Source organism: Vibrio gazogenes (assembly GCF_002196515.1).
Taxonomy (GTDB): domain Bacteria; phylum Pseudomonadota; class Gammaproteobacteria; order Enterobacterales; family Vibrionaceae; genus Vibrio; species Vibrio gazogenes_A.
This window is the reverse complement of the sequence record NZ_CP018836.1, coordinates 882,727-899,864: the sequence shown is the minus strand read 5'-3', so window position 1 is coordinate 899,864 and position 17,138 is coordinate 882,727. Positions and strand designations below refer to the sequence as shown.

General features: G+C 49.5%; 7 protein-coding genes. All 7 read left to right on the top strand.

The window, feature by feature from the left end:
- Positions 1–17: 17 nt before the first annotated feature.
- Positions 18–2,312 carry a TonB-dependent siderophore receptor gene (locus tag BSQ33_RS19635; protein WP_088135032.1) on the top strand — a complete coding sequence of 765 codons (2,295 nt, stop codon included), beginning with the start codon at positions 18–20 and terminating at the stop codon, positions 2,310–2,312.
- A 58-nt stretch (positions 2,313–2,370) separates the two neighbouring features.
- The gene (locus BSQ33_RS19630; protein ID WP_088135031.1) at positions 2,371–2,826 is read left to right on the top strand and encodes a hypothetical protein; all 456 of its coding nucleotides are present in this window, start codon (positions 2,371–2,373) and stop codon (positions 2,824–2,826) included.
- On the top strand, positions 2,819–3,220 hold the full coding sequence (locus BSQ33_RS19625; protein WP_198298201.1) for a hypothetical protein: 402 nt from the start codon (positions 2,819–2,821) through the stop codon (positions 3,218–3,220). Before BSQ33_RS19630 ends, BSQ33_RS19625 begins: the two co-directional genes overlap by 8 nt.
- Positions 3,221–3,588: 368 nt before the next feature.
- Positions 3,589–5,277: a ShlB/FhaC/HecB family hemolysin secretion/activation protein gene (locus BSQ33_RS19620; RefSeq protein WP_088135029.1), complete on the top strand. Its 1,689-nt coding sequence runs from the start codon at positions 3,589–3,591 to the stop codon at positions 5,275–5,277.
- A gap of 32 nt (positions 5,278–5,309) precedes the next feature.
- A complete protein-coding gene (locus BSQ33_RS19615) occupies positions 5,310–15,788 on the top strand; it encodes a filamentous hemagglutinin N-terminal domain-containing protein (protein ID WP_088135028.1) in 10,479 nt (3,492 codons plus the stop codon).
- A 7-nt stretch (positions 15,789–15,795) separates the two neighbouring features.
- On the top strand, positions 15,796–16,041 hold the full coding sequence (locus BSQ33_RS19610; RefSeq protein WP_088135027.1) for a hypothetical protein: 246 nt from the start codon (positions 15,796–15,798) through the stop codon (positions 16,039–16,041).
- Positions 16,042–16,247: 206 nt separating this feature from the next.
- A complete protein-coding gene (locus tag BSQ33_RS19605; protein ID WP_088135026.1) occupies positions 16,248–16,568 on the top strand; it encodes a hypothetical protein in 321 nt (106 codons plus the stop codon).
- Positions 16,569–17,138 lie beyond the last annotated feature (570 nt).

Here is a 17,138-nt window from a genome sequence, read left to right as displayed (position 1 = left end):
CAAATGAGTATCATTTAATGGTTTATATCAAAACTACAGGGAAGTTGCGTGGGTCAATTGATGGGCGCACAGAGCTGACGGTCTATCCTCTGCCCGATGGGCCATACAAAGGGGCCATCAAAAGTACCCCCCGCACCGTGCTTGGTTCTGCTATTGCGGCGGTTGTTCTCATCAGCGCACAGAGCGCATTCGCTGCCGAATCAGAGCCGCTTCAAAACAAAGATGGGGAGAAAACAGCTCAGGAAACGGCGACCTTGCCAGCCATGACGGTTATGGGCGAAGGGACTGACGCTTATACAATCGATCAAACCGCAGCGGCGACACGTCTGCCGTTGTCACTGCAGGAAACACCACAGGCGGTCACGGTGATCTCGCGTCAGCGCATCGATGATCAGCAACTGAATTCGGTACAGGGTGTGCTGGATAACACCACAGGCATCGCGTCGTACCAGTCCGACAGCGAGCGAACGAGTTTCTATTCGCGTGGCTTTTTGATCAATAACGTTCAGTACGACGGTATTCCCACCGTGGTCGGTAACGTCGTTAATGGTAGTGGCATCGGTTCTCTCGATACCGCGTTCTATGAGCGGGTCGAAGTCGTGCGCGGTGGCTCCGGCTTGCTGACAGGCACCGGCAATCCTTCGGCGGCCATTAACCTTGTGCGCAAACGGCCAACCCGTGACTTCTCGGCAGCCGCCTCAATCGGTGCGGGGAGCTGGGATACTCACCGGGGGATGGCTGACATCTCGACGCCGTTGACCGAAGACGGTCGCATTCGTGCCCGTATCGTGGGAACGTATCAAGACGGACATTCGTACCTCGACGGCTACAAGCCGAAGCGGAAAGGGTTCTACGGCATCATTGAGGCGGATCTGACCGAGAATACGACATTGAGTCTGGGTTATGACTATCAGGACATCACGCCGAAGGGAGCGACCTGGGGTGGTTTGCCGCTATGGTTCAGTGACGGTACACAGGCGGAGTATTCACGCGGCAAGAACTACGCGCAGGACTGGAGTCACTGGGACAACACGCTCAAGACCGCGTTTGCCGAGATCGAGCACTTCTTCGACAATGGCTGGAATATCAAAGCCACAGCGAACCAGTACCGCACGGAATACGATGCTGAATTGCTTGGTTTGGTCGGGCGTCCTGATCGGGAGACCGGCTTAGGCTTTTATCCCTCCGGGGCCTATCCGGTCGCGCTGGCGTCCGGAGGTCGCAGCCGTCAAAATACCTTTGATGTGATGGCAAGCGGTCCTTTCGAACTGCTGGGCCGCCAACACGATTTAGTAGTCGGGGCGACGAGTTCGCGCCGCACATCGAGCCAAAAGGATATTGCACCGTTCTATGCCGGTCTTGTACCGGTCAATGTCTATAACTTGGGGCCTGCCTATCCCCGCCCTGACTTCGATGCCAAGACTTCGGTACCAACCCATACCCGAGTCAAGCAGAGCGGCATCTATAGCGCAGTCCGGTTTTCGCTGGCCGAGCCGCTAAAACTCATTATCGGTGGCCGCTTCAGCAACTACGAAATCGATGACAACGTCAATGGCACCTCATTGCATTATAAAAAGAGCGGTGAATTCACGCCGTATGCCGGTTTGGTCTATGACATCAACAACACGTATTCGACTTACGTCAGCTATACAGACATATTCAATCCGCAAACCGACTATCGGGACAGTCGCGGCAACGTGCTCACACCGTCAAAAGGAAAAACCAAGGAAATCGGCCTCAAAGGGGCTTACATGGACGGGCGTCTGAATGCGTCGGTGGATTTGTTTGAGACCAAACTGGACAACGCGGCACAAATGATTGCAGGGACTTATACACCGAGCGGATCCCAAGCTTATCAGGGCGCTGATGGCACGAAATCGCGCGGCATCGAGCTGGACTTGCAGGGCGAGCTGGCACCGGGTTGGAACATCTACGCCGGTATCGCTCACTTCACGGCGGAAGATGGTGATGGCGTGCGTCTGAATTCGAAGCTACCGCGCACCACGGCCCAGCTTTTCAATACTTACCAGTTGTCCGGAGACTGGCACCAGTTGACGCTCGGCGGCGGTATTCAGTGGCAAAGCCGTTTCTACCAAGCAGCCAATACTGGGACGAGTACATCGGGCGGGGAACAGGGTTCCTATGCTTTGGTATCCCTGATGGGACGGTACGACATCACGAAGGCGATCAATCTGGCCGTCAACCTGAACAACGTGTTCGACAAGAAGTACGCACTACAGAAGGGTGACTTCGACACGGTGAGCTATGGTGCACCGCGCAATGTCATGTTCACGCTGAACTACAAGATGTGAGTGTCCTCCTATAACACATTTGTTCTTTTGCATACCTAACCTGATAAGAGAGAAAATTATGTCATCCCAATCGAATCTCTACCAGCGTCGCCCTGCGACTATCCATCAACAGAACCGGGTTGCCCTGTTCTGGCTGACGAGCGGCGTCGGCGCTGTACTTTTTGTCACCTTCCAGCTGTTCTTTTACGTCAACGGTTTTGTGAGAGCACAGGGCGCAACACCGACGATAACGTTTGAGCCCGATGTTCTGTGGGTGTTTCCGACATTTTATGGGTGTTGGATCATCACGGTGCTGCTCGCACTGATCGGCACCCGGAAGTCTCAGTGGGTTGCGCTGATCCTCGGGACTCTGATGGTTGCCCTCAATACCCTCGGCGGGATTTCCGACGGGATGCGTGATGGCTGGTACGTTGCCTTCTCCGCGGTTTTCTTTATCACTGTGCCGGGCGTGTTCGCCATTGTGGCAACCTGGTGTCACCTCAAGAGTAAAGGAGTAGATGATGTCGATGAATAGCGCAAACTTTCCCTTCGTCTGGATGCGTTTTTCGCATGAGCCGGGGCATGATCACGAAAAAGACTTCGCAGCATTCGAAGCCAATCTGAAGCGCGGTGAACCTTTTGTGCTATTGACCGATACGCCACCTGCTGAAGACCATGAGCATTCACCGGAAGAGAAGCGACGGACTGCATTCTGGATGAAAGAACACAAGGCTGAGTTGCGCACGCTGGTTCAGGCCATGATTATGGTCGAACCCAGTCCAGCCAAACGCCTCGGCATCAAGGCGTTTGCCGTGCTTTTCGCCAAGTTCTGGGGCTACCCGCTGATTCCGGCTTCATCGCACGAGGAAGCGATGGAGATTGCTAAAGGACTGTTGTCTGGGCAATCTCCATCATCCCCTACGTCTTAGCTCGTCACGAACCACATCCGAACATTCCTCTTTTACCAACCCTATTCCGCGACCTGTCAGCAGGTCGCGGAGCCGCTCTCAATCCGGTCATCCTTTAAGAATTGGCATTGATATCCTGAAATCTGGTTTGTGATTATTTCATGAAAAATCATGAGATGTTAATTTGATTTAAATATGAAATTAATTGCTCTATGGAGATATTTAAAATGTTGATCACGGATAAATAATCAATAATTTTTAATAAAAATAGTGTGCCAAATTTGAGAATGATATTGCTATTGATTTTTTTGTAACCTAATATCCGTTGCCAATAAAAAAACAATAAATCCCCTTGTCGGGATTATATTTAATGCTAGGTTGTTCCCTGAATGCGAAGACGTTATTTGCAGCGCTTAGTGCTGTCTAAATATTTATTTCTTGCTGGCTGTAGTTATTTTATTTCTTTTTATGCTTATAGCCATAATGGTATGGCTCCGGTTTCTCCTGCGACTCAGGCGAGTATTGAGCAGGAGCAGCGGCAGCGTCTGCAAGAGATAGAACAAGCGAAACAGTCTGTTCAACAGCTAAGTGAATTGCCGACTCTGCCGCCTGCGGAGACCACGCAAACTCAGCAGTGTTTTTCTATACAACAGATTGTTTTTTCTGGTAACACGCTATTTTCTCATCAGCAAATTCTGGCTTGGATTGATTTCAAACCAGGCTGTCTGGGGCTACCTCAAATTAATGAATACCTGCGGACGATCACCAACCAATATATCAGTGCCGGGTATGTCACCTCGCGGGCTTATTTAGTGCCTCAGGATTTAACCAGCGGTGAATTAAAAATTGTGATTCTGGAAGGTAAACTGGAAGCACTGAAATTTAATGGTCGGACGGAAGGATTTCTGAATAATGCTTTCCCGGGATTAATTGATCATATATTTAACCTGCGTGAGATCGAGCAAGGCCTCGATCAAATCAATCGGTTATCCCGTTATAATGCCCAAATTAAAATCAGACCGGGCAGTAAACAGGGATACAGTATTGTTGATATTCGGAGTGAAACACAATTTTGGGGAAATACATCGTTCGGTGTGGAAAACGCCGGTCAGAAATCTACCGGAGAAACTCAGTTTCGTTATGCCCTGAATGCCGAAAATATCATTGATGCCCTTGACCAGTGGTCATTATCCGGCAGCCGGAGTCTCGATCCGCCGACCGGCCATGCCTCGGAAAGTCTCAGCCTGAGTCTGGACGTCCCCTACGGGCGCTGGAATACCAATTATCGTACCACCTACAGCCATTATGAAAGCGGGTTTGTCAGCAATGACTTTGTGTTTGGCACCTCAGGAAAAACCAACAGCCACGATGTGACCCTCAAGCGACTGATTACGCGCGATGCACAGAGTAAATCGTTTGTCACGATGGGCCTGAGCCACCGCCGGGAAAAAAACTATCTGATGGACAGCCTGATTGCCTCCAGCTCACGCAACCTGTCATCTGCTTATGTGGGCCTCGATTACAGCACCCGGCTTGGTTCAGGATTTCTGACCGTTTCACCGCGACTGACCATGGGCTCTGACCTGTTTGGCGGTGAGCGCAATCAACCGGGCTTCCCCAAGGCTCAGTTTCGTAAAGGGACACTCACCGCCAGTTATACCCAGCCGTTTCAGTCCGGCCCGGTGTTCACCAGTACCCTGTTTGCCCAGTGGAGCAATGACACACTTTATAGCAGCCAGCGGCTGAGCATCGGGGGAGAGTATTCGGTGCGTGGGTTTAAAGATGTCTCGATCAGCGGTGATGAAGGATATTACTGGCGCAATGATCTCAGTTATCCGCTCGGCACACTCCCGTATATCGGTCAGGTCAGTGCGCAGTGGGCGGTCGATACCGGTTCAATTGTCCGGGATAAAAATGATGCGCTGGAGCGCGGCTCACTGATGGGTAGCAGTCTCGGGATTCAGACCCGTAGCCGCCGGGTCAGTAGCAGTCTTGCTATCGGCATGCCACTGGATGCTCCCGGCGCGCTGGATGCTGATCACTATATCGTTAATTACCGTTTGAATATCGCAATTTAAACCGCTCAGGTTAGGTACAAGGGATAAAAAACATGATAAAACCCGTCACTTTCTGGCAGCGCTCGCTGGTCTACTTGATCTGCTGGACATTCAATATTCAGCCGTTGTTGGCCAATGTGATTGTGGACAACAGTCAGCACAATACCTCGGTGAATCATACCGGCAATGGGGTTGAAGTGGTGAATATTGCCACGCCCAATGCCAACGGTTTATCACACAACCAGTACCAGCAGTTTAATGTGGATCCGTCGGGTTTAATTCTTAACAACTCAACCCAACAAGTGGCGCAGTCACAGTTGGGGGGGTATCTGCAAAATAACCCCAATCTGCATGGTCAGGCCGCAACGGTGATCCTCAACGAAGTCACGGGGGCGAGCCGTAGTCAGTTACAGGGCTATACCGAAGTGTTCGGTCAGGGTGCCAATGTCATTTTAACCAACCCGTATGGGATTACCTGTAATGGCTGTGGCTTTATCAACACGCCCCGGGTGACCTTATCGACCGGGAACCCGTTGATCGACAATGGTAATGTCACCGGGTTTGATGTGTCTCAGGGCAGTGTCAGTATTGAAGGGCTCGGGCTTGATGCCACCCATCAAAGCTATTTTGACATTATCAGCCGCACCGCGCAGCTCAATGCTGAAATCCATGCCAATGACCTCAGCATCGTGACGGGGAAAAACCGGGTCAGTTATCAGAGTAATCAAGTCACGGCCACTACGCCTGAAGATGATAAAGACACCGCGCCTGAGTTAGCTATCGATTCTTCCAATCTGGGGGGCATGTATGCCGGACGGATTGCACTGGTCGCCACCGATGCCGGAGTCGGGGTGAATGTCGGCAACCTGTCGGCAAGTCAGGGCGAGATCCAGATTAGTACAGACGGACAGATTACGCTTGGCAAATCCAGTGCCCACACCAACCTGACAGTCAGCAGTCAGTCTGATGTGACCTTGAAAGGGAGTCAGTATGCCGGGCAGACGGCTTCGCTATCAGGACAGAGTATTCATGCCGATAGTGATACGCTTGCTGCCGGTCAAAACGTATCGCTGACTGCCACCGATACGGTGACACTCAATCAGAGTCTGGTTGAAGCTGGTGTGGATGCTGACGGCAAGCAACAAGCGGGCGGGGTTATCGATGTGCAGGCGAATGACCTGACTCTGAACGCCGGTAACCTGATTGCCAATCAGCAACTGACAACAGCGGTGCGCCATGCCACCGTAGATCAAGACAGCCTGATGTATAGTCAGGATATGACGCTGAATCAGCTTCGCAAACTCGATAACCGCGGTACGGTTGCTGCCACGCATCAACTGAGCGTGAAGGGAACAGACGCGAGTCTGGTTGGTGATGGTCATATGACGGCCTCTGCTATCACGCTGGAGAGTGATCGTCTGACATTGGATACGCATCTCACCGCCCAGACACTGGCGGTGCAGGCCGATCAGGCGCTGACCACCGGTGAGCACAGTGAGGTGGGTGCAGCAGAGCAACTGACAGTGACGGCGGGCACGCTTAACCAGCAAGGCCAGTTGACGACGCGCGGTGACATGAACATCGATGCGACGGATGCGACCTTAAAAGGTCACGTTGCAGCACAAAATCTACACGTGAAGGCTCAACGGCTGACACAGGAAAGTGGCACGTTACAGGCAGGACAGGCACTGGATATCGCTGGTGGGTCAGTCACCTTGTCAGGGGACAGTGCTGCAAAAACGAGTGTCGGGATTCATGCTGATCAATTGACCCTGAACGGCACACTCCAGTCCGGCGGTGATACCCGTCTGACGGTTGACGGCAAGATGCAGACCGGTGATGACAGTCAACTGGTTACGCAAGGTCCATTACAAGTAACGGTCGATGGATTGACACAACACGGTCAGATGCAGTCTGGTCAGGATGTTACGTTAACCGGACAGACGCTGGACATTGAGGGGCATGTATCGGCTGTCGGCAATAGCCATTTGACGGCACAAAATCAGCTCACCAACCGTGGCACGGTGACCTCCGGTCAGCAGCTCGTTATTGATGGCGGAGCGGTGACCAACAGCGGTGAGCTGTCGGCGCAGCAGGACACAAACGTGACTGTGGCCGGTCAACTGGATAATCAGGCCAACGGTCTGATCTCCGGACAGGTGACCACCGTACAGGCAGGTTCGGTAAATAATGCCGGACAGTTACAGGCGCTGACCGATTTGGGGCTGACCACAGATGCACTGAATAATAGCGGGACACTCGTGGCACGCCATGATGCAACGCTGAATGTTACTAATCATTTAACCAATCACGGCATGGTTTCGGCAGCACATGATGTCCGTTTACTCACGGACAACTTGACCAATAGCGGCCACCTTGTTGCCAGTGATAATCTGCTGATTGCGAAAGATCTCAATCAAACCCGCACTACCACGTTCAACAATACCGACGGTAGCCTCAATGCTGAGTCAGGCAATCTCACCATTGCCACCCAAGGGGATCTCCAAGTCAGCGCCGGTCAACATCTTTTTGCCGGTAAAAATCTCACGGTCACTGCGGCAACACTAAACAATGGCGGGGAAATTACTGCTCAAGACAATACCCGTCTGATACTCGACGGTGTCACAACCGCACATGCCGGACTGACCAACCAAGCGGATGCACTGATTTCCGGTCAGACCACCAGCATTGACACCCAATCGGTGAACAACCACGGGCAACTTCAGGCGCTGGGGAGTTTAGGGTTGACCGTCTCATCGCTGGAAAACAGCGGGACGTTAACCGCGCTGAACACCACGTTGAGCGTCCACGATCAACTGTCCAATACAGGAATGATATCGGCAGTTCGTGATACCAGCCTGCTGGCAAGTCAGGTGGATAATCAGGGCACCGTCTATGCCGGTGAGCATCTGTTGGTCGCTGCCGATCAACAGCAAAACCGTAGTGACAGCCTGAACAATGCGGGTCGGTTTGAAACCCGCAATGGCGATATTGATATCACCGCAGACACCGTCATCCAACAAAACAGTGGTCATATCATTGCGGGGCATGATCTCCGGCTGGACGGCAATCAACTGGATAATGGCGGAGAGCTGGCTGCGACCCATCAAACCAACCTCACGCTGGATCAACATGTGTTGAACCGGGACACAGGTTTGATTTCTGGTCAGGCAACAACCCTCAATGCTCACACTGTGGACAATCAGGGACAGTTGCAGTCTTTAAGTGATTTGGGGTTAACGGCTGAATCGTTCGAGAACAGTGGTGTCTTGGCTGCATTCGATCATGTCACGCTGCATATCACGCACGATCTGACCAGTCGTGGTTCGGTGCTCGCCGGCAACCACATTGTATTGAATGCGGGGCGTATTGATAACCAAGGGCGAGTTTCGGCAGGCGATCAGGCGATTGTGACAGCGAAGCAATCGGCAACCGGATCCGATGCCGGTTTAACCGTGACAGCCGATACGTTGACCAACAGCGGTCAATTGCTGGCACAAGGCAACAATCAACTGACGCTCAACACGGATTTGACCAATCAGACCGGTGGTTTGATTTCCGGTCAGGCCACGGTGGTGAAAGCCCAGTCGGTGACCAATACCGGTCAGCTTCAGTCTTTAAGTAACCTCGGTTTAACGACAGATGCACTGACCAACAGCGGCACACTGGCCGCGCTCAGTGACATCACCCTGAATGTGGCAAACCGGCTCAGCAACAGCGGTGCGATATCAGCCAGTCACAATGCCAGTTTGTTGACTGACAATCTGACCAACAAGGGGCGTGTATTTGCTGACAATAATCTGCTGATTGCTAAAGATAGCGATCAAACCCGTAATACCACCTTCGACAATACCGATGGCAGCCTGACGGCGAAAGCAGGGCATCTCACCATTGCGACGTATGATGATGTGAGTGTCAGTACCGGGCAACATTGGGTTGCCGGACAGAATTTAACCTTACAAGCCAACAGTCTGACCAATGACGGAGAAGTGTCTGCGCAAGGCAATACGGCACTGACGCTGGATAATGCTTTGACCAACCACGGTTTAGTCTCCGGTCAGAGCTTGACTGTGACAACTCAGTCCGTGACCAATACTGGTCAGCTTCAGTCTTTGAGTGACCTTGGTTTAACGGTCAATGCACTGGATAACAGCGGCACACTGGCAGCCCTCAGCAACATAACATTGAATGTGGCAAATCAGCTCAGCAACGGCGGCGTAATATCAGCCAACCACGATGCCAGCCTGTTGACCGATAACCTGAGCAATCATGGCCGCGTGTTTGCTGGCAATAATCTGCTGATTGCCAAAGATACCAATCAAACCCGCAATCGCACCTTTGACAATACCGACGGCAGCCTGACGGCGAAAGCCGGGCATCTCACCGTTGCGACGCATAGTAATGTCATGGTCAGTGCCGGACAGCATTGGGTGGCCGGACAGGATGTGACCGTACATGCCAACAGTCTGACCAATAACGGAGAAGTCTCTGCCCAAGGGAATACGGCGCTGACACTAAATGATGCCCTGACTAACCACGGTTTAGTTTCCGGTCAGAGTACCACCGTGACGACTCAGTCTGTGACCAATAGCGGGCAGCTTCAGTCCTTGAGTGATCTCGGTTTAACCGCAGATGCACTGGATAACAGCGGCACACTGGCCGCGCTCAATGACATCACCCTGAATGTGGCAAACCGGCTCAGCAACAGCGGTGCGATATCAGCTAACCACAATGCCAGTTTGTTGACTGATAATCTGACGAACAAGGGGCGTGTATTTGCTGGCAATAACCTGTTGATTGCCAAAGATAGTAACCAAACTCGTAACACGACATTTGATAATACCGACGGCAGCCTCAATGCCAAAGCAGGGCATCTCACCGTTGCGACACATGCGAATGTGCTGGTCAGTGCCGGGCAGCATTGGATCGCAGGACAGGACTTGACCCTACAAGCCAACAGCCTGACGAATCACGGAGAAGTGTCTGCACAAGGCAATACGGCGCTGACACTGGATAATACCCTGACTAACCACGGTTTAATCTCCGGTCAGAGCACCACTGTGACGACGCAGTCCGTTACCAATAACGGCCAACTTCAGGCCCTCACGGATTTGGGACTGAACGCAGATACGTTGGCAAACACAGGAGCACTGGTTGCCGGACGCAATGCCGTTTTCAATATCATTCACACGTTGACCAGTCAGGGCAATATTTCGGCCGGCAATAATGCCAGCTTGCTGGCCGATCAGGTGAATAACCAGAATAAAATTTATGCCGGAAACAGTGTGCTGATCGCCAAAGACAGTGCGCAAGCCCGAAGCAGCTCACTGATCAACAGTGGCCAAATTGATGCCAAACACGGCAGTATTTCGATTGCGACGCAGGGTGATTTCACCGTTGGTGCCGGTCAGCATATTTCTGCCGGAAAAGACCTGACTCTTGTGGCAGCCGCGCTGACCAATGACGGCGAACTATCTTCACAAGGCACAACTAATATCGGCGTTGACGGAACACTCACCAATTATACCGCCGGGATTATTTCCGGTCAGAACACCGTGCTGCGTGCCGGAACAACCACCAATCAGGGGCAGTTGCAAGGACTCAATGATTTGCATCTGACCACCGGAACTTTGACCAACACCGGTTCATTGGTTGCCCTGAATGATATGACGGTTCATGCAACGGGTCATATCGATAACCACAGTTTGCTCTATGCCGGGCGAAACGGAAACTTGTTCTCTGATACCTTGACCAACTACAGCGATATTGTGGTGGGTAACGATCTGCTGATTGCCAGAGATAGCAATAAAACCCGCAGCCGTAACCTGACCAATAGTTCAGGAAGTATCGAATCATTGGGCGGGAATATCGGTATTTACGCAGATAGTGTGCTGAATAAGCGGACTGTGTTGAATATTGTTAACCAGACTCAGGATTTGAGAGGGGCGATTCCTGGAGGTGGGGCACAAACAATTTATATTAGAAAGGGAAGTAAGTATGCTCCAATTGTTAACGTTTCCTCATCTCACAATGATCACATAAGTTACACCTTTTATAGAATAGTCGGTGGTACGAATTGGACATTCGAAGCATATCGAGATCAACAAGTATTACAAAATGCAAGTAATGCTTCTCGTATTTTGTCGGGATCAGATATTCTAATTGATACAGACGATTTTCAAAATAATACCAGCCAAGTGTCTGGTAAAAATATATTTATTACTGCCAATACACTAACAAATAAAGGCTATGAGTTTCAAAGTTATGTCACTTACTTTGACTATAAAATACGTAACCTTCATATTAGAGATGTTTATCCTTATGATTTGCAGCAAATTCGTCGAGTTGATTCAGGTATTATTGGTACCTTACAGTCTTCAATTATTGCTCGTGACAACCTAACGCTAAAAGTCCAAAACCGCACCAATAACTCGGTGATGGGGATTAACGCTGCTGGCACGCAACCAACCCAGTCAGCCCGTACTACCCGTGCTACACAAGGGCCGTCAGGGGTACAAGCCGACGTACAGACTACGCAACATATCCCGAACTCAGGTCAGGGGGTGGCGTCAACGCAAGCTATATCAGATTCCGCACAGTCACTTCAAACCGCACAAGGTGCAGGAACGGCTCAGAGTGTTCCGGTGACTCAGGGGGCATCAGATACATCCGGCACGGTACGAGCACAATCCACACCGAACATGGCATCGATGACCCGTCCTGTGCCTCAAGGCGGTAAATCAGCGACAACAGTGACGCTCAGTAATAGCAGTGCTGTCACCGCACCGACATTGAACTTACCCAATCAGAACAGTATTCCATTTCCCGACTATCGGCTGCCGACCAGCCCGCATGGTTTATTTGTCTTTTCTGACGGGCCACAGAGTGATTATCTGATCGCAACCAACCCTGCGGTCACCAATCTGAATAATTTCCTCGGCTCGGACTATTTCAAAGACCAGTTAAATTACGATCCGGAGCAGAAAGAGAAGTTTCTCGGCGATGCCTATTACGACACCAGAACGATCACGCAGGAAATTTTTGAGCAGACCGGCAAACGCTATCTGAGTGATGATATCGGCAGCGATCTGGCGCAGATGAAGCAGTTGATTGACTCGGCAGCACAGCAAAAAAATAGCTTAAACCTGCAAAATGGCGTCGCGTTAACCGATGAGCAAATTGCCCGTTTGAGCCACGATATTATCTGGTATGAGCCGATTGAAGTGAATGGTCAGACGGTGATGGCACCGAAACTGTACCTCTCTTCAGCCTCGCAAAACAATATTTCGAACGGTGCATTACTGGCCGGACGTAACATTGATATCGGCACGGGGGACTTCGCCAACAGTGGGTCAGTCAGTGCCCGTGAAGATTTGCAGATTGCCAGCCGCGGAGGCATCAGCAATACCCGCGGTACACTCAGCGCCAATGATGATCTGGCGTTGATCGCCACCGGCGATATTGTCAACCGGAGTGGGGTGATTTCAGGAGACAATGTTGCATTGCTTAGTACCGGCGGCAGCATTATCAATGAAACTTTGTCAGATCAGCTCAATATTGACGATCAGGGAAATAAGGTTTCATCCAATGTCGGCAATATTCGCTTTACTAGCACGATACTTGATCAGCCTGCTTCAATTCAGTCTTCCGGGGATCTGAATCTTCAGGCAGGTGGTTCTTATATCGGGATTGGCAGTCGGCTCTCTAGTGGCGGTGATTTAAATCTTAGTGTTGCCAATGACATTCTGCTAACCAGTCAGGAAGACAAAACATACAGCGAATATCGGGATGGTAAGGCCACGATTAAAAAATCTGAAATTGGTTACCTCGATAATGCGCTTTCGGCCGGCAATAACCTGAACATTCTGACAGGCGGTGATATGCGTGCCGCTGGTGGGAGTTTGTCTGCCGGTAACAATGTGTCTCTGGGAATTGGTGGCGATCTACTCCTGAGTGCTAATGAAACCTATTTTCTGGATAGTTACGATGCTTCCCGAAAGAAAGATATTATCAGCAGAACCCGTCAACAGGGGGTTCAGATTCAGGCTGGAAATGATCTGCAATTGACAACTGATGGGGATGCCACGCTGGTTGCTGCCGGACTATCGACTCAGAATAACCTGACCGTGAGCAGTGGCGGTACGTTGATGGCTGTCGCTGGTGATGAAACGGATTATGAGCGGCATTACCGAAAACGCAAAGGCTTCTGGGGAAGTTCGGTTTCCGATACTGAAATTCAGAACACTCGGGCGAAAGGAACGTCTTTCTCTGCTGGTGGCTCTGTGAATATTACCAGTCAGGATAATCAGTTACATCAGGCATCGGTACTCAATGCCGGTCAGGATATTACGCTGCGTTCGACCCATGGGGTACTGGCTTTGAAATCTGCTGAAGAAAGCAGTTTCTACCGCCACGATGAGACCAAAAGCGGATTTATGGTTAAGGTCAGTGGTGAAGGTAAAACATCGACCACGCAGAAGCTGACCAGTATGAGTAGCGGTGGCAAGATTACACTTGCCGGTGCACTGGGCATGTCAGTGGATTATGTCTCCACCGGAAATAATCTGGCTCGGACGTTGGATCAGCTCCCGGCGAATGGGGAATATGCTTGGGTTGCTCAACTCAAAGATAACCCGAATGTTGATTGGCACGCAGTGAATGAAGCCTTTGATCAATGGTCATACAGTGATTCTCATTTGAGTGGCCCGGCAGCAGCGATGATTGCCATTGCCGTTGCCGTTGTAACGGCGGGCTCGGGAGCCGCTGCTGCCGCAGGGAATATGGCTGCGGGGGCTGCCGGGAGTACAGCAGCGGCAGCGGGTGTTTCAGCCGCAACTGCTGCATCTGTTGCATCGGTTGCAGGCGCGATGGGCAGTGCTGCGTTTACCTCACTGGTGACTCAGGCCAGTATTGCGCTGGTTAGTAACCAAGGAAATCTGAGCAGTACCTTCCATGATTTAGGCAGCTCAGAGAATATGAAGTCACTGGCGACTGCGGTGGTTTCTGCGGGTGTGATGCGCGGGATGGATATCACACAGTATGCCAATAGTGGCAGTGTTATGGATCAGGTGACACAGCAGGTCTCACGGACAGCGGTTCAGTCTGGCGTCAGTAGCGCGATTCAGGGAGGGAGTTTCTCCGACAATTTTGCCAACGGTTTAAAACAGGCAGCAGTCAGTTATGCCGGCGCGGAAGTTGCAGATAGTGTCGGTGATTTAGGTGTCGGAGATGTGATTGATGGTGTCACGCTGGAAGACGGCAGCTTTACCAAATCGCTATTACATGGTCTGACTCAGGGCGGTATTACAGCATTATCCGGCGGTGATTTTGCCGCCGGAGCGGCGGGTGGTTTTGCATCAGAGATGACTTCAGATGCCATTGGTCATACGAGCCTGAATACGGAAGCACAAATCAAGTTGTCTGGACTGGTTGGTGGTATTGCCGGTTTGATTGTGACGGGCGACGAAAGCGGGATCACCGCTGGGCAAAGCGCCGGAGAAGGAGTGTATGCGAATAATTATCTGAATCACAATGAAGCGATCCGACTAGATAAAGAGCTGAACAGTTGTCAAGATCCGTCCAGTTGTCAGAAAGTTATTGATAAATATAGGGCTTTAAGTGATAAGAACTCGCAAGAGCTTCAAGCCGCATGTGCAAGACACCCGATAACATGTACGGCACATTATCAAAAGCTGGTTAGTAATGGTTTAGACGCTACGGAAATTCCTGATTGGGTGCCATTAAACGATTCCATGTCGAATGAGCAAGCCATTGAATTTGTAAGAGCAGTTAATCGTGAAGATCAGGAATATATAAATACACATACTTCGCTCGCGGATAAAGTTCTGCCAGTTGTTTCAAATCCAGAAGTCCAATTCGAGCTTTTAACCGGAGCTGTTATAGTCAAAGACTTGGCGTTAGCGGTATCGAAGGGCGCAAAAAATCTTTTTGGGAATGCCGGAAAGGTTGTAACATCAGAGGCGAGTGCTGCTGGTGAAGGGACTGTGCTGGCGGATGGTGTGTTATCAACCAATGATAATGAAATAATTCTTTATCGAACCCAGCCGAAGAAAGAGTCAAAAATTATCACTGGAGGGGCTTTTGCTCGAGAACGGGAACATGGGGCTTCGGTTTCTGAAGCTCATGATGTAAGACAATCTTTGTTGAATGCGATTGAAAATCCTAAAACAAATACGCAGTTAATTCGTGCGTTAGAGAATGCTCAGGCGTCAGGAAATAAAAGCCCTTATATATCAATGAGTAAAGATAAGAAATTTGTTGAGCGTAGAGCACAACAAATAACAGACGTTTTTGGACAAGAAATGGAAGTCATTACAGTTAAAGGCCCTAAAGATACTGGTGTTGATTTTAATGAGCTGTTTGACAATTTAGGTGGAAGAATAAGTCCATCTCGAGCAAAGAAAGATGTTGAGCAGCAAGAGGTTGGGATCCCAGATTTATTTATACCAGCATCAGGGAAAAGTAAATCAGGGTTTGAAATTATTAATAGATCTGATTTTAAAACGGAGTAATAGAACAATGTTACCAACCAGAACATTATATTTTTGTGGAAGTGCAATAGGAGAGCTTGTGAATGGACATGCAGATACTTTTTGGGTCTCTGGTCTATGGAAACCTTGTCAAGGAGACGCTCTTGATGAGTTTAAGAAGTCTTTATTGCAAGGTAAATATCCTGTAGTACATATAGGTAAACCTGATTCTGTTCTTTATGGTGAGGTTATGGAAGAACCAATGACACGGATAGAAATTAAGTTAACCTCGTAAAAAATAGGGCAAGAGCCTGTCCCATATTTTATATTTTGTGTAACTTTCTGATTTAAATATACTAATAGAAATAAGCAGGATACACACATTCAAGGGATGGATTTACTTATGGCGTGTGTCCTTATTTTGTTTTTCACAGGCCAGACTGGAACCAAGACGGTTGGTACGCATATACCTCTAGAGAAAGTTTATTATTAGGTGGGATAATGTCACAGATAGATATTATAGAAGGGCTAGTTAGTGTTCTTTTAGATTTTACAGCGGAACTCTCTGAACGAGATGATGCTGCGATGGATCTAGGCGAGTTTGATGACGAAAGGGCACTTAGTGCCCTCTATCAAGTCGCGAATAACCATACAGAAGATGAAACATTAGCTGCCAGCTGCGGAGAATCAATCGCTCAGATATGGTTACGACGAGCCACTTGTGATGAACAAATACTAGAAACTTTACATCCATCGGCAAGTAGCGAAGTCTTAGCTCTAGTTAGATCAAAAAATAGGGATATTTTACCTAGTAGCAAATAATTACTTGTTACAAAGGGTGCAAAAGGGATTGAGACAAGAGGTTACAGATCTCAACTTGGAGCAAAACATATATTAAATAAGCAGGACACACACATTCAAGGGATGGATTTACTTATGGCGTGTGTCCTTATTTTGTTCTGATTTTATTTAATGATGAAGGTTGGAAGTTATTTGATACCTTGAAAAATGAAATGCCGATGGTGGAGTTCTATTATTTCGATAATGAACTTTCTAAGCTTTTAAAAGAAAAGCCATGACAGGTGTAGTGGTCAACGAGAATTGGCCACGGTTTTAGAATTTTCCCAATACAGTGGTTTAGACTCATTGGGTGTCAACCCATTATTATATTGATCTGGCCTTAGTTAAGACTATTCATCACTCAAAAATAGCGAGGACACTCGCCCGAAGTTAGATCATAAAACTGTACCATTTTTGCTACAACAGGAGTTGGGTAATGTATGAGAAAAAATTTGTGGTTTGTTAAGGTGTGTGTCCTTGTAAGAATTTGTATATAGAACAACGACAGAATGGCATGCTAATTCCTATCGTGAGAATGGGGGAATTTCTGAA